This window comes from Pseudomonas sp. NPDC090208, from assembly GCF_044746785.1.
Taxonomy (GTDB): Bacteria; Pseudomonadota; Gammaproteobacteria; order Pseudomonadales; family Pseudomonadaceae; genus Aquipseudomonas.
Window position 1 is genome coordinate 25,094 of sequence record NZ_JBIVCU010000016.1, and the last position, 20,837, is coordinate 45,930.

Sequence of the window (20,837 nt, forward strand, 5' to 3'; positions counted from 1 at the left end):
TTCGCGCTCCTCACGCCTGCACCAACGGGCCCGGGTTCTTCAGATACTGTTCCTTGATGGCCTGGGCCGAGAACAGGGTCAGTGCGCCGATCAGCGCAGTCGGGTTGGCCTGGAAGTTCTGCGGGAAGGCGTTACCGCCCGGCACGAACACGTTGTGTACGTCCCAGCTCTGCAGGTAGCGGTTCAGGGCACTGGTCTGCGGCGAGTCGCCCATGACCGCGCCGCCGACGTTGTGGGTGGACACGTATTTGGTGATGTCCCAGTGCGAATCCATGGCCAGGAAGCTTTCGGAGTAGCTGTCCGGACCCAGCTCCTTGGTGATGTCCAGGACGATCTTGCGCAGGTGCTGTTGCAGCTTCAGCTCGTTCTGTTTCCAGTCGAAGGTGATGCGCAGCAACGGCAGGCCCCACGGGTCCTTGTAGGTCGGATCGAGGTCGACGTAGTGATCGCGATAGGACATGCAGCCGGTGGATATGCTGATCTTCATCGAACGGCCATACCAGTCGGCCATGCCGTCTTTCCAGCCCTGGCCCCACTCCGGCGTGCCGCTTGGCAGCGAGGTGCCGATCGGCGTGCCGGTGGCTTGCGAGCTGTGGATCTTCGCGCCGCCGATAAAGCCCAGGGACGGACCGTCGAAGTTGCCCGGCGAGACGTCGTTGAACATCTGCCCGGTGGCACCTGCGGTGGCGAAGGGGTTGAAGTGCTTGTCCTTGAAGAACAGCGTGGCGCCGCCGTTGCTGAGGAACGCGTAGTTGCGCCCGACCGTGCCTTTGCCGCTGACCGGGTCGTACGGTTTGCCGATGCCGGAGAGCAGCATCAGACGCACGTTGACGAACTGGAAGCCCGCCAGTACGACGATTTTCGCCGGCTGGAACACGATCTTGCCGTCAGCGTCCGCGTAGGTCACGCCCTTGGCGGTCTTGCCATCGGGATGCAGTTCGACCTTGAGCACGTTGGCGTTGACCCGGTAGTCGAAATTGTCCATGCGCTTGAGCGCGTCCAGCACGCAGGTCTGCGGCGAGGCCTTCGAGTAGTTCAGGCACGGGTATTTGCTGCAGTAGCCGCAGTAGTTGCACGGCGCGAGCTGGTTGCCGTACGGGTTGGTCCACGCCCGCGAGACGTTGGCCGACGGGTTGGGGAACGGGTGATAACCCAGCTTGCGCGCCGCCTCGGCGAACATCGAGTTGTTCAGGGTGTCTTCAAGGGCCGGCAGCGGATACGGGTTGGAGCGCGGCCCCTCGAACGGGTCGCCGCCGACCAGGATCTGGCCGTTGAGGTTGCCGGTATTGCCCGACAGGCCGCAGATCTTGTCGAACTTGTCCATGTAGGGTTCGATTTCTTCCCACGTGAACGGGTAATCCTGAATCTGCATGCCCTCGCCCAGAATGCCCGGCGCATAGGCCTGGTCGGCGTAGGTCTTGAGCTTGATGTCGGTCGGGGTCGGACGGATCAGCACGCCGGTCCAGTGCAGGCCCGAACCGCCAACGCCGGTGCCGGGCACGAACGCGCCCCACTTGCGGGTCGGCAGCGCCGTGCTTTTCAGGTCGTGACGCACGGTCAGCGCGCCGTCCTTGGGCGTGACCATGATCTTGTTGCGCACGCCGTAGGCGTACTGGTCGGCCGGTTTCGGGTAGGCGAAATCGGCGTTGACGCGATCTTCACCGCGCTCCAGCGCACGGACTTTCAAACCCGCCTGGGCGAGCTCAATGCTCATCAGCGAGCCGGCCCAGCCCAGGCCGACGACGACAACGTCGACTTCGTCATTGGTAATGTCTGACATATAAAACCTTGAATGAATTCGGGTGACGAATGAGGGTTAGCCGCGGCTGCCGTTGAGGCTGACCGGACCGAGCGGGTACGGCACGTTGTGCTGCGCGACCCATTCCAGATAGCTGGCGCGGGCGCCGGGGAAGCCGATGGCGATCCACGCTTTCATGCCCTTGTTGCCGCCGTAGATCGGGTCGGCGAGGTAGCCCTGTTGGGCCAGCGAGAGCATTTCGTGGAAAAACACCTTCGATTGCAGGATGTCTTCGCCGAAGGCCTTGAAGTCGATGTCGCCGGCCTGGACTTTCTTCAACACCTCGATGCGGGTGCTGCTGTCCAGCGCGGCGAAGTTGCCGTGGTGCGCGCTCTGGCACCAGGCGTTCACCGCAGCGATGCCCTTGCGGTAAATCTGCTGCGGCACATAGGGAATCTGGTAGCCGAGGGTCTTTGGAGCGTTGAGATCGAACGGGCCCTCCAGATAGATCTCGCTGCCCAGGTCACCGGCCAGTTGCTGGTCCATGAACACCGGCACGTTGGTTTCCAGCGCGCCGGGGGCCTTGCCGCCGGCAGGAATCAACTGATCGCAGGCAGCCATGATGAAGGCCCATTCAGCCGGGCTGAAAAAGGTCGGCGCGTAGCTCAACAGGTCTGGCGCGATCATCTCGGCAGCCGCCGCCGCGCTCAGCCCCTTGACGGTCACACCGAGCGCGGGCAACGCAATCAGCGAGGACAGCAGAAACTTCCGCCGGGATGTGGGTTTCGATAACAACATGTACAGGCCACCTATGACTGCTCACAAGAAAGTCCCGGACAAGGGCAATGCGCCGTCGGCGCCGTCGATCCTGTGCAGACACGGATAACCGCCCACGTGACCGCAACGGCGGCACGTCACCTTTCAGGCAGACACCCACCCGCCTCGCCTTTTCGCGGGCAAAGCTTCGCCAACCCCGTTCCAATGGCACGAACGAAGGAGGCAGCCGTCCGTCATCGGAGTGCTGGCAAGGGTGGTTTCAGTCGGGGGCTGGCAGGCTGAACGTCTGCTCTGATTGTCGTTGTGTGCGATCGAGGCGGCCGGTTCGCGTGTGCGAACCGACGCGACATTGCGTGGTGATACGAACGATCACTTGCTTATCACGGGTTGTATGACATGTTATCAGAAGTATTTTGAAATGTAACCGTTGTTAGCCTGCTATGTGTCAAGAGGTAAAAGTGTCACACCATAGCAACATGTTGTAGGCAAAGGTTTTTTTGGTATTTTTTAAATATTCGATTGTCTGCCAGCTATAGCGACAGCAGAGCAATCAATCAAACCTGTCATACAAGCAAGGTTTCGATCGGGCGGAAAGCCACCGCCGAACGCGGCTACAGCGCGGTGACTCGCGGCTGTCTTCGTGGTATTTGAACGCCATCAACTTGTTGAAACTGGATATGCAGACTCTCCCCCGCCAGTCGGCGGAAATACGCTCCGGGTCTGCTTCGCCACAACCCTGCAGCACATGGAGGCTCAATGGGGCTGGATGAAAAACTGTCGGATGATGCAGGCTCGGCGCCGCAAAAAGACTGGTTCTCAAATGAGGATCTTGCCCGCATCGACGAGCTGATTGGCAAGCTGCAGACCAGCGACACCCGCGAAGGCATTTCTCGATACCACGCCATGGCCGAGGGGTATCTGCTGGGGCTGCTGGATTGTTACCACGTCAGCGCCGAGCACCACGACGCGGTGCGGCAGCACCTTCACAACCTGGCCATCGCACGACTGAAGGTGGTGAAGGTGAAAGCCCGCAAGTAACGTTCTGACCGTTATAGCGACAAGGCGTAAAAGCGCGTATCGACGACCATCAGCGGGAAGCTGGCCGGCAGGCTGTCTGGCTCGATGAGTTCGAAGCCATGCTTCTCGTAGAAACGATGGGCCGCCAGAAACTTCGCAGTGGTGCCCAGGTAGATCCGCTTCACGCCACGTGCTTTCGCAGCCTCGATCAGGCTGTCGAGCAACTGCCGGGCCACGCCGAATTCACGCCCGCGCCAGTCGGGGGCGACGAACATTTTCCGCAGCGCCGCTTCGCCGTTGCCGATGTCCTTGAGACCGATGGTGCCCACCATCTCGGCGCCACTGCGTGCCACCCAGAAGTCGCCGGTGCCGACCTGGTAGAACGCCGGAATCTGCATCAGGTCAGGCTGATCCTGCGCCGTGATCGCAATCCCGAATTCTTCGCGCTGGATGGGCACGATCAAGTCCACGATGCCTTGCTCGTCCCCCGGTGCGTAACGGTCGATGCGTATGTCGTGCATGGTCGATGGCTCTCCTTTGGCCGATTATCGTGTGGTCAGGTCGTGCTGCGCGATCAGGCGCCGAGGAATTCGTGATACCCGGAAAGAATCACGTACACCGCGAAATAGCAGAAGATCGCTGCCGAGACCCAGTAGGAATACTTCAACAGCCGGTCGCCGAGCAAGCGTCCACCGTGGCTGGCGGCGAAGCAGATAAAGGCGCACCAGGCGACGCCCGCGCTGAAGAAACCGGAGAGGAACAACGCGGTGCTCAGGTTGCCATGGCCGCCTGCGCGGGAGATCAGCGTACCGCCGACAGCGGCGAACCAGAGGATCGCGGTGGGCGACGACACGGCGAGGAACACGCCGCGGGAAAACTCGCGCAGGCCCGAGCGGTTATCGGCATCGCCGGCCAGTGCCAGACCGCCGTGGCTACCCACCGCCGAGAGGACCATCTTCACCGCAAAGCCGATCAGCAACAGCGAGCCACCGAGCCACAGCGCCCAGCGCACCCATTCGTATTGCAGGAGTACGGTCATGCCGGCCAGCGCCAGCACCGCGTAGAACAGGTCGCCGAAACAAGTACCCAGCCCCAGCCAGAAACCTTGCAGATAACCCCGCTGCATCGCCAAGGTGATCATGGCGATGTTGGCCACACCGATGTCCAGGCACAAAGAAAGACTCAGCAGAAAACCGCTGGTGAACTCCATTGATTCAAATCCATTGCTAGCTGTTTTGAGGGGCTATTGAAAAAAACAGCGCGCAGGATAACGGGAATGTGCAGATTCGGGGAAATCAAGGCTGGGTTGTCGAGAGGCTGGGGCATTGCGTAGGAGCAAATTGGCGGTATGGACCTGTGGGAGGGAACTCTGCTCGCGATAGCGGTGTGTCAGTCTCCCTTGTCGGGGCTGAACGGATGCTATCGCGAGCAGAGCTCCCTCCCACGGCCTTCGGCCAGAATCAGAGGCAGCGTGCGCTTATACATTCGGCTGCTTGCGAAAACTCACGGCGATGCGGTTCCAGCAGTTGATGGTGGCGATACCGACGGTCAGGTCGACCACTTCGCGCCCGCTGAACTGTTCACATAACTGCGCATACAGCACGTCCGACTCGTGGGGGCGATCCAGCAGCGTCACGGCGTCGCACCAGGCCAGCGCGGCGCGCTCGCGTTCGCTGAACAGCGCGGAATGACGCCACACCACCAGGGCGTGCAGGCGGCGCGCGCTTTCGCCGTTCTTGCGCGCCTCGGTGGCGTGCATGTCGGCGCAGAACGCGCAGTCGTTGAGCTGGGAAACCCGCAGCTTGATCAACTCCATCAGGCTGCGTTCGACACACAGGTCGAAGTTGGCCGCCTCCAGCAGCATGATCGCCTTCAGGGCATCGGGCGAAGCGGTGTAGTAATCCAGGCGCGGTTCCACGGCGATGACCTTTCACAGGGCGATTTCTGACGCTTCACCCTAAGCCCTCATCAGCCTGACGGACACCGCCAATCCCGGGAATTTTCCCCGGACCAATCGGCGAATAGACCAATTCCGGCTTTTTTTGCAGTGCAGCTATACCACTTGCCGGAGCCCTGACTAGAATCCCCGATCATGCTTGCGCGGAGAACGGTTCGTGGAACTTCATATCGTCATTCAGGGCCGCAAGGATCTGGCGAATCAGCTCTATGAACAATTGCGCGACAGCATCGAGTCCGGGCGCCTGGCTGCCGGCGTGCAACTGCCGCCCAGCCGGCTGCTGGCCGCGCAACTGGGCCTTTCGCGCAAGACCATCTCCGACACCTACAGCCGCCTGACCTATGAAAACTATCTGGTCGGCAAGATCGGCAGCGGCACCTTCGTCAACACCCTCAGCGCGCCGACCCAGCGCCGACAGATCACTTCAGACCTGGCCAGCCTCAGCGTGGTGAAAAAGTGGCAGGCCATTTCCCTGCCCCTGCGCCACCCGACGCTGGAAGGCACGTTGCGCTGCGACTTTATCGGCGGCGCCACCGCCAAGACGCAGTTTCCCCATGACGAATGGCGCCGCTGCACCCAGTACGCGCTGCGGCAGATGTCCAGCGCCCGGGGTTTCTACAGTCAGCCGGAAGGGTTGCCGGCGTTGCGCAGCGCGATTGCCGGGCACATCGCCTTTGCCCGTGGGGTGAAATGCACCGCCGACGACGTGCTGGTGTGCAACGGCGCCCAGCAGGCGCTGGACCTGATCGCTCGCGTGTTGCTCGAACCGGGCAGCACCGTGGCCATGGAAGATCCGGGCTACACCCCTGCCCGCCTGCTGTTTGCTGCCCAGGGCGCCAACGTCGTCAGCGTGCCGGTGGACAGCGAAGGCATCGTCGTCGAGCAGATTCCCGATGATGCCCACGCCATCTATGTCACGCCGTCACACCAGATGCCCTTGGGCATGCCGATGAGCCCGGCGCGACGCGAAGCGTTGCTGGAGAAGGCGCGCAGCATCGGCGCGATCATCATCGAGGACGACTACGACAGCGAATTCCGCTACGAAGGCCGGCCGACCGATTCGCTGCAGAGCATGGATCAGTTTGGCGTGGTGGCTTATGTCGGCACGTTTTCCAAGACCCTGCTGCCGGAGTTGCGCCTGGGCTATGCGGTGCTGCCCGAGGCGATTCTCGAAGCGGTGATCAAGGCCAAGCAGTTGACCGACTGGCACACCTGCACCCTGCCGCAATGGGCGCTGACCAAGTTCATCAACGAGGGCTTGCTGAACAAGCACATCCGCCGCTGCCACGGCATTTACGCCGGCCGCCGCGAACGCATTCTCAGCCGGCTGGCCGGCGACCTGGCGCCGTGGCTGGAAGTGATCCCGTCGACGGCGGGGTTTCATATGGCAGTGATGTTCAAGGTGCCGGTCAACCTGCCGCTGTTGATCGAACTGGCACGCAAGGTCGAGATCGGTCTGTACCCGCTGGACGGCTTCTATTGCGACGCCGAACCGCGTAGCGGGTTGATGATGGGCTTCGGCGCCATCGAAACCCTAGACATCGACCCGGCGCTGGACCGGTTGCGGGATGTGTTGGTACAGATCACTTGATGATGGGGCCCTGCCGTGGCCCCTGTGATCGACACAAAACCCTGCGGGTGGGAGCTCTGCTCGCGAATACGTCAGGTCAGGCGGCACAGTGTTGTCTCAACCACCGCCATCGCGAGCAGAGCTCCCTCCCACGGGTCTGATGTGATCTGCAGAATCTCTGCAAGGCGCAACCCCATAGCAGTCTGGCTTGCCGGCGTCGACATTCTCCAAGGCAACAACATCAGCAAGCCAACCACCGTTTTTCTGTGGGAGGGAGCCCTGCTCGCGAATACGTCAGGTCAGGCGGCACAGTGTTGTCTGAACCACCGCTTTCGCGAGCAGAGCTCCCTCCCACGGGTCTGATGTGATCTTGAGAATCTCTGCAAGACGCAACCTCGCAGCAGTCCGGCTTGCCGGCGTCGAGATTCTCCAAGGCAACAACATCAGCCAGCCGGCCACCGCTTTTTGTGGGTGGGAGCTCTGCTCGCGATTACTTCAGGTCAGGCGACACGGTGTTGTCTGAACCACCGCTTTCGCGAGCAGAGCTCCCTCCCACGGGTCTGATGTGAACTTCAGAATTTCTGCAAGACGCTACCTCGTAGCAGTCCGGCTTGCCGGCGTCGACATTCTCCAAGGCAACAACATCAGCAAGCCACCGTTTTTCTGTGGGAGGGAGCCCTGCTCGCGAATACGAACTGGCACGCAAGGTCGAGATCGGTCTGTACCCGCTGGACGGCTTCTATTGCGACGCCGAACCGCGTAGCGGGTTGATGATGGGCTTTGGCGCCATCGAAACCCTCGACATCGACCCGGCACTGGACCGGTTGCGGGATGTGTTGGTGCAGATCACTTGATGATGGGGCCCTGCCGTGGCCCCTGTGATCGACACAAACCCTGCGGGTGGGAGCTCTGCTCGCGAATACGTCAGGTCAGGCGGCACAGTGTTGTCTGAACCACCGCTTTCGCGAGCAGAGCTCCCTCCCACGGGTCTGATGTGATCTTGAGAATCTCTGCAAGACGCAACCTCGCAGCAGTCCGGCTTGCCGGCGTCGAGATTCTCCAAGGCAACAACATCAGCCAGCCGGCCACCGCTTTTTGTGGGCGGGAGCTCTGCTCGCGAATACGTCAAGTCAGACGGCACAGCGTTGTCTGAACCAGCGCTTTCGCGAGCAGAGTTCCCTCCCACGGGTCTGATGTGATCTTGAGAATCTCTGCAAGACGCAACCTCGTAGCAGTCCGGCTTGCCGGCGTCGACATTCCCCAAGGCAACAACATCAGCAAGCCAATCACCGTTATTTTGTGGGAGGGAGCTCTGCTCGCGAATACTTCAGGCCAGGCGGCACAGTGTTGTCTGAACCACCGCTTTCGCGAGCAGAGCTCCCTCCCACGGGTCTGATGTGATCTTCAGAATTTCTGCAAGACGCTACCTCGTAGCAGTCCGGCTTGCCGGCGGTGACGTCTGAAGCTAACAACGCCTGCAAGCTAACCACCGCTTTTTGTGGGAGGGAGCTCTGCTCGCGATTACTTCAGGTCAGGCGGCACAGTGTTGTCTGAACCACCGCTTTCGCGAGCGGGGCTCCCTCCCACTTGGGTCATATGTTCATCTGCGACAACTGTTCTGGCATTCCCTAAAGGCTCACCGTCAACCGGTTCCAGCTATTGATGGTGGAAATCAGCAAGGTCAGGTCGACCCGTTCGCTTTCGCTGAAGTGCTGCGCCAGCCAGGCGTAATCGGCGTCCGGCGCATGGGTGGCGGCGATGCGGGTGACCACTTCGGTCCAGTTCAATGCTGCCCGCTCGCGCTCGCTGAACAATGGCGAGTCGCGCCACACCGCCACGCCGTACAGCTTGCGTTCCGCCTCGCCAAGCAGATCGGCTTCGCGGGTGTAGCGCTCCACCGACGCCGCGCAGCCGTTGAGTTGCGAGGTGCGCAGTTTCACCAGTACCGCCAGCGTCGGCTCCAGCGGCAGGCGGTTGACCGCCTGTTCCAGCGCTTGCATGGCCTTGATCGCGAGCGGCGAGGCCTGCTGATAATCCATCCGGGGTTGCATGGCGACACTCGCGGCAAGAGACAGGCTGCCACAGTAGCCCGCTGCGAGCCCTCCCCCAATAGCCAATCCCCGGAAAGATCGAGTGGCCATTACCACCACGTTCACTCGTCGTCCGTCACCCGGCGCCAACGCTGGTTGCGGGGGCAAAAATGCAGTTGTATGATGTCTGTTAACACTCGATAAGCCTTCCGGCTATCGTCGCCACGCTTCACACACCCGAACTTTACGTCAGGCGCATTGCCTGACCGATTCGCCCCAAAAATAACAGGAGAAGCAGATGCCTAACGTTCTCGGCCAGAACTTCATCGGCGGCGCCCGCAGCGGCCTCGGCGAAGCACGCCACAAAAGCCTCGATGCCACCACTGGCGAAGCCCTGCCCTACACCTTCCACCAGGCCACTGACGGCGAAATCGAAGCCGCAGCCCTGGCTGCCAAAGAAGCTTTCGGCGAATTCCGTCAGCTGAGCCCGGCTCGCCGTGCCGAATTCCTCGACGCCATCGCCGACGAACTGGATGCCCTGGGTGACGATTTCGTCGCACTGGTCTGCCAGGAAACCGCACTGCCAGCCGGCCGTATCCAGGGCGAGCGTGGCCGTACCAGCGGCCAGATGCGCCTGTTCGCCAAAGTCCTGCGTCGCGGCGACTTCCTCGGTGCGCGCATCGACCTGGCCCTGCCGGATCGCAAGCCGCTGCCACGCGTCGACCTGCGCCAGCAGCGTCTGGGCGTCGGCCCGGTTGCCGTGTTCGGCGCCAGCAACTTCCCGCTGGCCTTCTCCACCGCTGGCGGCGACACCGCCTCGGCCCTGGCGGCAGGCTGCCCGGTCGTGGTCAAGGCCCACAGCGGCCACATGGCCACAGCGGATCTGGTCGGTCAGGCCATCGTTCGCGCTGCAGAAAAAACCGGCATGCCCAAAGGCGTGTTCAACATGATCTTCGGCAGCGGCGTCGGTGAAGGCCTGGTCAAGCACCCGGCCATCAAGGCGGTCGGTTTCACCGGTTCGCTGCACGGCGGCGATGCCCTGTGCAAACTGGCGGCCGCGCGCCCTGAGCCGATCCCGGTCTTCGCCGAGATGTCCAGCATCAACCCGGTGGTCCTGCTGCCAGGCGCACTGACGGCCCGTGGCGCTGCCATCGCCGGCGAACTGGCCGCTTCCGTGGTCATGGGTGCCGGTCAATTCTGCACCAACCCGGGCGTGGTCATCGGCATTCGTTCCCCTGCCCTGACCGCGTTCACCGAGCAGCTGCAAGAGCACATGGGTGGCCAGGCGCCGCAAACCATGCTCAACGAAGGCGGTCTGCGCAGCTACAGCAAAGGCGTGCAGAAACTGCTGGCACACCCGAGCGTCACCCACCTGGCCGGCAAGCCGCAGGAAGGCCGTCAGGCTCAGGCGCAGCTGTTCAAGGCTGATGTCAGCATGCTGCTCAACGGTGACGAGCTGCTGCAGGAAGAAGTGTTCGGTCCGACCACCCTGCTGATCGAAGTGGCCGACGACGCCGAGCTGAAAGCGGCCCTGCAAGCCCTGCGCGGCCAGCTGACCGCCACGCTGATCGGAGAAACCGCCGACCTGCAGAAATACCAGTGGCTGGTACCGGTGCTGGAAGAGAAAGTCGGTCGCATTCTGGTCAACGGCTACCCGACCGGCGTCGAAGTCTGCGACGCGATGGTCCACGGCGGCCCGTACCCGGCGACCTCCGACGCCCGCGGCACCTCCGTCGGCACCCTGGCGATCGACCGCTTCCTGCGCCCGGTCTGCTACCAGAACTACCCGGACAGCCTGCTGCCGGCCGCGCTGCAAAACGCCAACCCGCTGGGCCTCAAGCGCCTGGTCAACGGCGAGTGGAGCAGCGACGTCATCGCTTGATGACCGCCTGATCCACTGAACGAAAACGGCGCGCCCTCTACAGGGCGCGCCGTTTTTTTGCCTGTCGGTCGGCATTGCCAGCACTGGCGCCGGCCTTTAGCATCGCTGCCTGCTTATGTTTCCACGGAACCGACACCATGAACGACGAATTACAGATCATCGACCTTGAAGAAGGCACCGGCAAGGCGGCGGTCAAGGGCGCGCTGATCACCACCCAGTACACTGGCACGCTGGAAGATGGCACCGTGTTCGACTCCTCCTGGAGCCGCGGCAAACCGTTCCAGTGCGTGATCGGCACCGGGCGCGTCATCAAGGGATGGGATCAAGGCCTGATGGGCATGAAAGTCGGCGGCAAGCGCAAATTGCTGGTGCCGGCGCACCTGGCCTACGGCGAGCGCTCCATGGGGGCGATCACCCCGAATTCGAACCTGATTTTCGAGATCGAGCTGCTGGAAGTGCTGACGCGGGATGATTGATCGGGGCGCAACGCCCTCACCGAGAATCCCGCGACCACTGTAGGATCTGGCTTGTCCTGCGACCTGCCGGGAACCGGCAGCAAAACCGGTAAACGCGGTGTGTCAGGATTGCATGGTTGTCAGTATTGACGACTGCTTCGCAGCCGGTCGCAGGACAAGCCAGCTCCTACAGGGATATGCGTCATCCGCCCGGCTAAACAACCTTCTCCGCCAGCACCCGCGCCAGCTTGTGCGCCAGTTCTTCTTCCTTGTACGGCTTTTGCACGATCAATTGCTGGTCGACATCGAGAATGTCGATGTCGGCGAATCCGGTGATGAACATGATCGGCAGGTCCGGGTGATCGCGGCGGACGATCTCGGCCAGTTCCGCGCCGGTCATGTTGGGCATGGCGAAATCGGTGAGGATCAGGTCGATCACAGGCTCGATCTTCTTCAACGCTTCGTCGCCGCTTTCCGCCTCGACCACCGAATACCCCAGCGACGCCAGCATCATCGCCGTTACCGCGCGCACGTTGGCGTCGTCGTCCACCAGCAAAATGGTGCGATGCAGCGCATCGCTGCCGACATGGCCCGGCACGTCCGAGTAACTGGTCGGGGCAATGGCGGTCTGGGCGATGCTCGGCAGATAGACCTTGATCGTGGTGCCGGCGTTTTCCGCCGTGTCGATGCTCACCCCGCCCCCCGACTGCTTGGCGAAACCGAACACCTGAGCCAGACCCAGACCTGAACCCTTGCCCACCGCCTTGGTGGTGAAAAACGGCTCGAAGGCCTTGGCCAGCACGTCGTCGCTCATGCCACAGCCGGTATCGCTGACCGACAGCACCACATACGTGCCGGGGTCGGGGTCTTCGGGCCGTTGCGGCAGACGGTAGACGATCTCGTTGCAGGTGCTCAGATGGACCTGCCCGCCCTGAGCCATGGCGTCGCGGGCGTTGATCGCCAGGTTGAGGATGATCATCTCGGTCTGGGTCGGGTCGACCAGCGCACTCCACAGATCCTCGGCCAGTTCCGCCTCCACCCACACGCTGCCGCCCAAGGCACGCCCCAACAGCTCGCGCATGCCGTTGATGGTGTCGTTGAGGTTCAATGCCACCGGTTCAAGGCGCTGCCGGCGGGAAAACGACAGCAGCTGACTGGTCAGCTTGGCGCCACGCTCGCCGGCCTCGCGAATGTTCTGCAGGCGCTGCGGGGATTTGGTGAACACGCCTTTTTCCAGATCCCGCGAGAGGAAGTTGGCGCTGGTCAGGATCACCGTCAGCAGGTTGTTGAAGTCATGGGCCACCCCGGCGGTGAGCTGGCCGACCACCTCCAGCCGCTGCATCTGCTGCAAGGCTGCTTCGACCTGCTGGCGTTCGCGGATCTGCTCACGCAGGCGCTTGTTGGTCGCCGCCAGCTCATCCATCACCGCCCGCTCGCTGCTGATATCGCGCACTGCGGCGTACATCATTCCTTCGTCGGGCACGATGGTCCACGACAGCCAGCGATAGCCGCCGTCGGCATGACGCATGCGGTTGATGAAACGGGTGGTGACGTTGCCCTGAGCGATGCTCGCGGCTTCACGCAGGGTGGCCTCCAGATCGTCAGGATGAACCAGCTCGCGCAGGCGCTGGCCGTTGAATTCGCTGCGCGCCCAGCCCAGCGTCGCTTCCCAGGCCGGATTCAGGGCGATGGGGGTCAGGTCGAAACGCAGCACACCGAGCAGTTCCCGCGACAGCTCCCAGGTCCGGTCACGCTCGCGGGTCCGTTGCACCACCCGTTCGCTGAGGATGTCGTTGAGCTGGTGCAATGCCTGCGTGGCACGCTTGCGCTCGCTGATGTCCTGCATGACCCCGGTGAAGCGGATGCACTGACCGTCTTCAAACAGCGAACGGCCGTTGGAAAACACCCAGCGCTCGCCCACGCCCTCCAGCAACAGGCGGTGCTCGATCTGAAAGCCGGTGTCGGCAGCCAGTGCCGCGGCCACTTTGCTCTGCAACAGCGCCCGGTCTTCCGGGTGGCAGTGCTCGAACATGAACGCCATGTCGACCTCGGCATCGGCCACCAATCCGTACAGCGCCTTGCAGCGCTCGTCCCAGATCAGCGTGTCGGTGCGCGGGTCGTAGGTCCACACGCCCATGTCGGCGGCATCGATGGCCAGGTGCGCACGCACTTCGGCATCCTGCAGGGTGCGCTCGGCGCGCACGCGCTTTTCCCGCTCGCGCACCTCGGAGATCGCCCTGATGACCGCCTTGGGCAGCATCTTCAGGTTCTGTTTGAGCACGTAGTCGATGGCGCCCATGCGCATCATCTCGACGGCGTGCTGCTCGCCGAAAATGCCGGACAGGAAAATGAACGGAACCTGCGGCGCCAGCCGCAGCGCGCACTCCAGCACCTCGGCACCAGAGGAGCCCGGCAGCAGGTAGTCGCTGAGGATCAGATCGAAGCGCTTGTCCAGCAGCTCACGCTCCACTTCCCGGTGGTTATAGACCAGCGTGGCTTCGATCCGCAGACCGGCGCCTTCCAGGGTGAGCAGGGTCAGCTCGGCATCCAGCGAACTGTCTTCAACCAGCAGTATTTTGAGCAGCGACGAAAATGGCATGGACGAGGTCGACAGTGGCAATGGAACCGACGCGGACTGTTCAAGGCAGCGCGCCGGTCAGGGGGGCATCAGCTCGGGCGACGTGTCAGCCGCAGCGAACCCGGTGGGGGTTCGTTGAGTACAGCCCAGAACACGCCGAGATCGGAGATGGCCGTGACGAATTCCTTGAATTCGACCGGTTTGACCACGTAAGCGTTCACTCCCAGCGCGTAGGCACGCTCAAGGTCGGGTTCCTCACGCGACGAGGTCAGCATCACCACCGGAATGCTGCTCAGCTCGGCGGTTTCGCGGATCACTTTCAACACTTCCAGGCCATCGAGTTTCGGCAACTTCAGGTCCAGCAACATGACCGCAGGATTGCCCAGCGGACGATCCTGATATTGTTCGCGGCGCAGCAGGTAATCCAGTGCTTCGGCGCCGTCGCGCACCACGACCACGTCGTTGGCCAACTGGCTGCGCTCAAGGGCGACCAGGGTCAGTTCGACATCGTTGGGATTGTCTTCGACCAGAAGAATGGGTTTAAGCATTTTGGGCGTCTCCTCGGACACTCAAAGGGTTACGGTGAGACTGCGCTTGGGCAGCGCAAAATAAAAAGTGGCTCCCTGCCCCGGCTCGCCTTCAGCCCAGACCGAGCCGTCGTGGCGTTCGATGATCCGGCGCACGCTGGCCAGACCGATGCCGGTGCCTTCGAATTCCTCCATGCGGTGCAGGCGCTGGAACACGCCGAACAGCTTGCCGGCGTATTGCATGTCGAAACCGACGCCATTGTCACGGATCGACACCACGATGCGTTTGTCTTCTTCGCGGCTGCCGATCTCGATCACCGCCCGGGCCTCGTTGCGGCTGTACTTGATAGCGTTGGACAGCAAATTGCGCATCGCCAGGTGCAAGAAGGCGGCGTCGGCGATCACCACCGGCAGCCGCTCGGGGATCAGCCATTGCAAGTCACGGCCGTCGTAGTCCGGCTGCATCTCGCGGCGGATCGCTTCGACCATGGCGTTGAGGTCGACCTCCGAATAACGCATCGCCGAGCGCCCCATCTGCGAGAAACTCAGCAGGTTGTCCACCAGAGTGCCGGCAAAACGTGCCGATTCGCCGATGTTCTCCAGAAAGCGCACACCACGGTCGGACAGCTTGTTGCCCTCGCTGTCGCCCAGCAGCTCGGCGTAGCCGGCGATGTGTCGCAGCGGTGCGCGCAGATCATGGGACACGCTGTAGGAGAAGGCTTCGAGTTCCTTGTTGGACTTTTTCAGCTCTTCGGCCAGCGCGGCCATTTCCTCGGCCTTGCGCAGAACGATACCGAGCACGGCGGCGCGCAGTTCGATCACGCCCTCGGTGTCGAGGTCGTCCCAGGGTCGGGAAAAACCGCGCACTTCTTCCTGCCACAGGTCGAAGCTGTGACGCGGCGTCAGTGCGCCGCCCGGGCTCAGCGTTTTTTCGGGTTTGCCGGCCCAGTTGACCACTCGCGCCTGCTCGGGGCGGAACCAGACGATGAAATTGGAGTGCAGCTCGGAAATGGCCATCGCCAGCACGCCGCTGACTGAGGTAGCGAGTTGCGGCAAATGGGCGATGTCGCGGCTGACGTTGTCGGTCTGGAACACCTCATGACTGTCGCGCTGGCTCAGCCATTCGCTGAGGGCACGCAGCGCTTCGGGTTCTGGGGTCGCGCCATAACGCTCGATGTTGTCGCCGGAAATCACTGCGGCACCACTGGCTTCGACAAACGCCAGCAACACGTCCGGCATCGAACGCAGGCCGCCGATCACGCTGTCCAGATCGGCCATGGCGGCCAGCATCTGCACGATCTGCCGGCGCAGGCTGAGCATGCGCCGGGTGCGTGCCTGGGCTTCCTTGGTTTCGATCTGCAGCGAGACCACGCTGCCGAGCAGTTCGCAGGCGGTGCGGGTCTGGAAGCTCACCGGACGCGGGGTCGCGTGGTGGCAGGAAATCAGCCCCCACAACTGGCCGCGCACGACGATGGAAATCGACATCGACGCCAGCGTCTGCATGTTGCGCATGTACTGCAGGTGCACTGGCGAGACGCTGCGCAGAGTGGCGAAACTCAGGTCCAGCGGCTGGCCGGTCAGCGGATTGTCGACGGGCACCAGTGGCGACGGCTGATAGCCGGCATCCTCGATGACGCGGATACGGTTGGCCAGGTACAACGCCCGGGCCTGGGCAGGAATGTCTGACGCCGGAAAACTCAGGCCCAGATAACTCGGATAGCCTTCGCTGGCGATTTCGGCATTGACCAGACCATGGCCGTCGGCGTCGAAGCGGTAAGCCTTGACCCGGCCGAAACCGGTGATGCGGCAGACTTCTTCCACCGAGCGCTGACAGAGCGCCTCGATGCTTTCGTCCTCGGTCATCTGACCGATGAAGGTGCGCATCAGCGGGTAGACGTTGCCGTAGGCCGATTCCATGTCGCTGGCCGGTTCGAATTCAGCGATTAGCACGCGGTCATGGCGGTGCACCATCATGGCCATCGGCACGCCAGCGCGGCTGCCTTCAAGAAAGCGCACATCGCCGACATGGAACGGGTTCTGGTCGTCGGCGGGCAACGCCGCCAGACGCTCAAGCAGGCGCTGGCTGTCGGCGAACACGCTGTCGAGGATGCGCCCCAAAAGGGCTTGAGGTGTCAGACCGAGCCAGTCGATCACATTGGCGCTGACCTGGATCAGCGTGCCGGCCGCTTCATCGATCACCAGCAGGAAGCCTTGGGGCTGGATGCTGCCGGGAATCCGGATCGGCTCACGGGCGCAGGTGTCCATCGCGCTTGAGAGGCTTTCCTGATCGATGTTCAGCGTCAAATCCGGATCTCCTTGGGACGCGGTGCCGTCTACGGCAAATGCCCCGACAACCTGGCAGTGAATGAGTCGGGCGGGTGAACCGGCGGCTCTCCAGGTTCAGAACATGGCCGCCCCTGCAGAGTTCCGGAACGCGATATACGCACCGCTTTATTCTGGCGGGTCGCGCAGCAGACACCGACTCGCCGTTACTGTCAAGCTGACATCATACGACCCGAAAGGTTTCACCCCTGCCCTGCGGCCAGCTTGTGCGGCAGCGGCGAACCGAACGGTACGCCGCCGGTGCGCAGGTCGTAACGCAGCTCGGCCACCAGCTCCGCCACCGCGCGGGTAGTGTTCAAATGGGCGATCGATACGTTGTTCAACAGCATCGCCACCTCGCCGGTATCGCGGTCGAACACCTTCACCATCAATGCGCCGTCCGGTAACGGCGTGCATTCACAGGCCAAGGGTAAAAAGCTGCATTCCAGCGTCCTGCGCAGTTCGGGGGTAAACAGCATGCTCATTCCTCCCTGATTGATCGGTCGCGGACGCACCTCTGCCGCCGACGTCCGGACCGTGTTGCAGTCTAGACCTGCGCGACGGCAGCGGCGTTCATTCCGGTGGCAGTGTGCGCTGGCTCACAGATTGACCGATACCTCGCTTGACCACCCACCGCTTCGTGGCCGTGCAGCTACAGGACCCTCTGTAGGAGCGAGCTCTGCTCGTGATAGCGATTGACCGCTAATGCAGAGTCGTCAGTGATGACGCCATCGCGAGCAGAGCTCACTCCTACAAGGAGCGTGGCGCTTATTTCAACTTGCCTGACGCCCGCGCCATGCAGCGTACCCGGCGCTCTTCCACGCGCTGGGCGAACCAGGCGGTGGTCAGCTTGCGGGTGATCTTCGGGCTTTCCAGGACGATGCCCGGCAGGATCGCCCGTGGCAGCGGTTTGCCGGCGGCCTTGTCGGCCAGCGCAAAGACCTTGCGGTACAGCTCGGTGCTTTCGAAATCCGCCGACTCGCCCTTTTCCAGCTGACTGCGGATGGTCGGGTTACGCATGTCCAGTTGCGTGTGCAGGCTGCGCACCGCCAGTTCGGTCTGGCCCAGGGTCGGGCTGAAGCCGTAGTTGATCAGGTCGCCATCCAGCGCCAGGCGCTTGCCCGACAAACGTGCCACCGCGCTCTGGAACGCTGCGTTGCGGCTGGCGTACCAGCCGGCGTTGAAATCGGCGAAGCGGTACAGCGGCTTGTCATAGCTGACCGGATACCCCAGCAAATGGGCGATGCCGAAATACATGCCACCGCGCCGGCTGAACACCTCATGGCGAATCGAGTCTTCGACCGGATACGGATAGCCGCTCGCCTGGCGCTCGGCGAACTCGATGCTGACCTGCATCGGCCCGGCCGTGTGTACCGGGTTGAAGCTGCCGAACAGCGTCTTGCCCAGCGGCACCATGCCGATGAAGTCATCAAACAGCAGGCTCAGGTCCTTTTCCGTACGCGCCGCATCCAGCCGCTGGTTGTAGGTCTTGCCGTTCGGTGAGCGGATGTCCAGGGCGCTGCGCACCAGCAGGTTGGGCACATGCACCTTGCCAGCGCGGCGATCGATCTCGTCGCGGGCGATCTTGCCCATGTTCGGCACGGCGGGGTCGACCTGGTAATTGGATTCCTGCTCGGTCACCGCCAGCACCGAACAGAGGTTGACCAGGCTGGGATCGATCTTCTGCGTGTCGAAGGCGGTCTGAATGTCCGTCGCCCAGCCCTGGCGGTCGGCAACGCTGGCCGGCAGCAGGCGGACGATCTCGCTGCGCACCAGTTCCGGCGCCGGAGGTGGCGTACGGTTTTGTGAGGTGCCGCAACCGGCCAGCACGGTCATGACCAGCACAGCGGCCAGCGCAGAAGTATGACGGGTGAATCCTTTCACAGGCATGTCGCCTCGCTATAAATAGATGATGTTCACGCCCGTGGCGCGACCGTTGCCGTACTGACACCGAATTTGCCACGGTATTCGCTGGGCGCCAGCCCGGTGATCTTGCGGAACGTCGAACGGAACGCCGCTGGGTCCTGATAGCCCACGGTCCAGGCAATGTGATCGACGGTGCCGTTGGTGAACTCCAGTAACTGCCGGGCCTTGCCCACCCGCAGATGCTGGCAGTACTCGGTTGGCTTTAGCCCGGTCGCTGCCCGAAAACGCCGCAGGAACGTCCGCTCCTCAAGCCCGGCGCACCGGGCCATTTCCGCCAGCGAGACATCCACCGCGCCGCTGCTCTGCAACCAGTGCTGGACCTTGAGAATCGCCGCGTCGCCGTGGCCGAGAATCGGCGCAAAATGGCTGCCGTACTCGCGCACGCTGTCGCGGTGTTCGATTACCAGAAAACGCGCGGTATCGGTGGCGATGCTCGGCCCGAGCAGGCGATCCACCAGACACAGGCCCAGCTCCGACCAGGCCATCAGACCAGCCGTGGTGATGATGTCGCCATCATCGATGATCGGCTTGTCGGCGTTGATTCTGATGTTGGGAAAGCGCTCGCCAAGCGGCTCGGCCTGGGTCCAGTGAGTGGTCGCCGTGCGCCCGTCGAGCAGGCCGGTCTGCGCCAGCACGAAGGCCCCCAGGCACACCGCGCTAATGGTCGCGCCCTCGCCGTGCCGGGCCAGCACCCACTGCGACAGGCCGTGCATGGCCTGGGTGTCGGGCAAGCCGCTCAACGATGGCGGAATCAGCACGGCGTGCAACGGGCCGCCAGCATTGGACGGATCAGCGCCGGACAGGCTGTCGTAGATCCGTTGCGGTTCGCAGGTCGGTTTGTCGGCCCGCCAGTGGCTGACCCGCAGGCGCGGCAGCGAACGTGCGCCCTGTTCATCGACCATACGGTTGGCGACTTCGAACAGGTCGGTCAGGCCATGCACCGCAGCCGTCTGCGAGCCGGGATACATCAGCAGGCCGATTTCGGCAGTACTCCGTTCGACGTGCCTTTCAGTGCTCATTGTCAGTTTTGCCTCGCTTAATGTCGGCGCAGCCAATCCTCGCGCGGTCGCACAGGGCCAATACTGGCTCCACACAACGCAATCCCCCAACCGAGGCAGCAGACATGTCCAAATCAGCGCTCATCGTAATCGATATCCAGAACGACTACTTCCCCGACGGTAAATGGCCGCTGGTCGGCATCGACGCCGCCTCCGACAACGCGGCGAAGATCATCCAGGCCACCCGCGACGCAGGTGAACTGGTGGTGCATATCCGTCATGAATTCCTCAACCCTGAAGCGCCGTTCTTCAATGTCGGTTCGAAAGGTGCGGAGATTCATCCGAAAGTGATCAACCGGCCTGATGAAACGGTGGTGCTGAAGCACTACGTCAACTCGTTCCGCGAAACCGAGCTGAAGCAGGTGCTCGACGGTCATGGTATCGATGAGGTGGTGATCATCGGCGCGATGAGCCACATGTGCGTGGACGGCACTACCCGCGCGGCGGCGGACCTGGGTTACAAGGTGACGGTGGTGCATGATGCCTGCGCGAGTCGTGATCTGGAGTTCAACGGCACCCGCGTGCCGGCGGCGCAGGTGCATGCGGCGTTCATGGCGGCGCTGGGGTTTGCCTATGCGCAGATGGTGACGACCGAGGCGTTCTTGAGCAGGGCGGCTTGACGCCGTAGCAGCACGGCGACCTCCTGTAGGAGCTGGCTTGTCCTGCGAGCGGCGAGGCACTCGTCGTAAAACCTGTGCACTCGGTGTGTCATTTGGATTGCTGAGTCTGCTAACGCAGCCCTGTTTCGCCTCCGACACGTTACGCGAACCCTTGTAGGAGCTGGCTTGCCCTGCGACCGGCGACGAAGTCGTCGTAAAACCTGTGAATGCGGTGTGTCTGGCTGACCGCTTTAGCTGCTAACGCAGCCCTGTTTCGCCTGACGGCGAGTTACTTGGAAAAGCCCCAAGTAACCAAGGGCTCTTTACCCCGCCATACGGTGCCTCGCTTCGGCTCGGCATACCCTCACTCCGACGACGCTCCGTGGGCACGCCGCGAATGG

Annotated in this window: 17 protein-coding genes and 1 pseudogene; 6 read left to right on the forward strand and 12 right to left on the reverse strand. The window is 62.5% G+C overall.

All coding sequences use genetic code 11. The annotated features are described in order from the left end of the window. Positions 1 to 10 precede the first annotated feature (10 nt). Positions 11 to 1,780, reverse strand: a complete 1,770-nt coding sequence (locus tag ACIPL0_RS23515; RefSeq protein ID WP_400601222.1) for a GMC family oxidoreductase — start codon at positions 1,778 to 1,780, stop codon at positions 11 to 13. 36 nt (positions 1,781 to 1,816) lie between these two features. Next, positions 1,817 to 2,536 (reverse strand): gluconate 2-dehydrogenase subunit 3 family protein, encoded by a 720-nt coding sequence (locus ACIPL0_RS23520; RefSeq protein WP_400601224.1) that lies wholly within the window; start codon positions 2,534 to 2,536, stop codon positions 1,817 to 1,819. A gap of 735 nt (positions 2,537 to 3,271) precedes the next feature. On the opposite strand from ACIPL0_RS23520, the gene ACIPL0_RS23525 reads away from it, so the two are divergent. After that, positions 3,272 to 3,553, forward strand: a complete 282-nt coding sequence (locus tag ACIPL0_RS23525) for a hypothetical protein (RefSeq protein ID WP_400601226.1) — start codon at positions 3,272 to 3,274, stop codon at positions 3,551 to 3,553. Between the two features lie 11 nt (positions 3,554 to 3,564). On the opposite strand, the gene ACIPL0_RS23530 is transcribed toward ACIPL0_RS23525, so the two are convergent. The 3 genes from ACIPL0_RS23530 to ACIPL0_RS23540 all read right to left on the reverse strand — a co-directional run bounded on the left by ACIPL0_RS23530 (position 3,565) and on the right by ACIPL0_RS23540 (position 5,450). Next, positions 3,565 to 4,053 (reverse strand): GNAT family N-acetyltransferase, encoded by a 489-nt coding sequence (locus tag ACIPL0_RS23530; protein ID WP_400601228.1) that lies wholly within the window; start codon positions 4,051 to 4,053, stop codon positions 3,565 to 3,567. A gap of 53 nt (positions 4,054 to 4,106) precedes the next feature. Then, positions 4,107 to 4,742: a LysE family translocator gene (locus tag ACIPL0_RS23535; RefSeq protein WP_400601230.1), complete on the reverse strand. Its 636-nt coding sequence runs from the start codon at positions 4,740 to 4,742 to the stop codon at positions 4,107 to 4,109. A gap of 267 nt (positions 4,743 to 5,009) precedes the next feature. Beyond that, positions 5,010 to 5,450, reverse strand: coding sequence for a carboxymuconolactone decarboxylase family protein (locus ACIPL0_RS23540; protein ID WP_400601232.1), 441 nt, complete (start codon positions 5,448 to 5,450; stop codon positions 5,010 to 5,012). Between the two features lie 196 nt (positions 5,451 to 5,646). Here ACIPL0_RS23540 and ACIPL0_RS23545 point away from each other — a divergent pair, with 196 nt between their 5' ends. Both ACIPL0_RS23545 and ACIPL0_RS23550 read left to right on the forward strand, forming a co-directional pair. Beyond that, positions 5,647 to 7,080 carry a PLP-dependent aminotransferase family protein gene (locus ACIPL0_RS23545; RefSeq protein ID WP_400601234.1) on the forward strand — a complete coding sequence of 478 codons (1,434 nt, stop codon included), beginning with the start codon at positions 5,647 to 5,649 and terminating at the stop codon, positions 7,078 to 7,080. Between the two features lie 671 nt (positions 7,081 to 7,751). Beyond that, positions 7,752 to 7,913, forward strand: a pseudogene (locus tag ACIPL0_RS23550) (PLP-dependent aminotransferase family protein); the annotation flags it as partial. A gap of 774 nt (positions 7,914 to 8,687) precedes the next feature. Here the strand turns inward: ACIPL0_RS23550 and ACIPL0_RS23555 are convergent. Further along, on the reverse strand, positions 8,688 to 9,110 hold the full coding sequence (locus tag ACIPL0_RS23555) for a carboxymuconolactone decarboxylase family protein (RefSeq protein WP_400601236.1): 423 nt from the start codon (positions 9,108 to 9,110) through the stop codon (positions 8,688 to 8,690). 277 nt (positions 9,111 to 9,387) lie between these two features. Between ACIPL0_RS23555 and ACIPL0_RS23560 the strand changes: the two genes are divergently transcribed. Next, positions 9,388 to 10,971 (forward strand): aldehyde dehydrogenase (NADP(+)), encoded by a 1,584-nt coding sequence (locus tag ACIPL0_RS23560; RefSeq protein WP_400601238.1) that lies wholly within the window; start codon positions 9,388 to 9,390, stop codon positions 10,969 to 10,971. 137 nt (positions 10,972 to 11,108) lie between these two features. Then, positions 11,109 to 11,447: an FKBP-type peptidyl-prolyl cis-trans isomerase gene (locus tag ACIPL0_RS23565; RefSeq protein ID WP_400601240.1), complete on the forward strand. Its 339-nt coding sequence runs from the start codon at positions 11,109 to 11,111 to the stop codon at positions 11,445 to 11,447. 193 nt (positions 11,448 to 11,640) lie between these two features. On the opposite strand, the gene ACIPL0_RS23570 is transcribed toward ACIPL0_RS23565, so the two are convergent. The 6 genes from ACIPL0_RS23570 to ACIPL0_RS23595 form a co-directional block, all read right to left on the reverse strand. Next, positions 11,641 to 14,025 carry a response regulator gene (locus ACIPL0_RS23570; RefSeq protein WP_400601242.1) on the reverse strand — a complete coding sequence of 795 codons (2,385 nt, stop codon included), beginning with the start codon at positions 14,023 to 14,025 and terminating at the stop codon, positions 11,641 to 11,643. A 68-nt stretch (positions 14,026 to 14,093) separates the two neighbouring features. Next, the gene (locus ACIPL0_RS23575) at positions 14,094 to 14,552 is read right to left on the reverse strand and encodes a response regulator (protein ID WP_400601244.1); all 459 of its coding nucleotides are present in this window, start codon (positions 14,550 to 14,552) and stop codon (positions 14,094 to 14,096) included. A 21-nt stretch (positions 14,553 to 14,573) separates the two neighbouring features. Then, entirely contained in the window at positions 14,574 to 16,796 is a 2,223-nt protein-coding gene (locus ACIPL0_RS23580) for an ATP-binding protein (protein WP_400601409.1), read from the reverse strand. A gap of 260 nt (positions 16,797 to 17,056) precedes the next feature. Next, positions 17,057 to 17,332 (reverse strand): DUF1652 domain-containing protein, encoded by a 276-nt coding sequence (locus tag ACIPL0_RS23585; RefSeq protein ID WP_400601246.1) that lies wholly within the window; start codon positions 17,330 to 17,332, stop codon positions 17,057 to 17,059. A 289-nt stretch (positions 17,333 to 17,621) separates the two neighbouring features. After that, on the reverse strand, positions 17,622 to 18,743 hold the full coding sequence (locus ACIPL0_RS23590) for a DUF1615 domain-containing protein (RefSeq protein ID WP_400601248.1): 1,122 nt from the start codon (positions 18,741 to 18,743) through the stop codon (positions 17,622 to 17,624). Between the two features lie 26 nt (positions 18,744 to 18,769). After that, positions 18,770 to 19,798 carry a GlxA family transcriptional regulator gene (locus ACIPL0_RS23595; RefSeq protein WP_400601250.1) on the reverse strand — a complete coding sequence of 343 codons (1,029 nt, stop codon included), beginning with the start codon at positions 19,796 to 19,798 and terminating at the stop codon, positions 18,770 to 18,772. Between the two features lie 104 nt (positions 19,799 to 19,902). Between ACIPL0_RS23595 and ACIPL0_RS23600 the strand changes: the two genes are divergently transcribed. Beyond that, a complete protein-coding gene (locus ACIPL0_RS23600; protein ID WP_400601252.1) occupies positions 19,903 to 20,457 on the forward strand; it encodes a cysteine hydrolase family protein in 555 nt (184 codons plus the stop codon). The last annotated feature ends 380 nt before the right edge of the window (positions 20,458 to 20,837 follow it).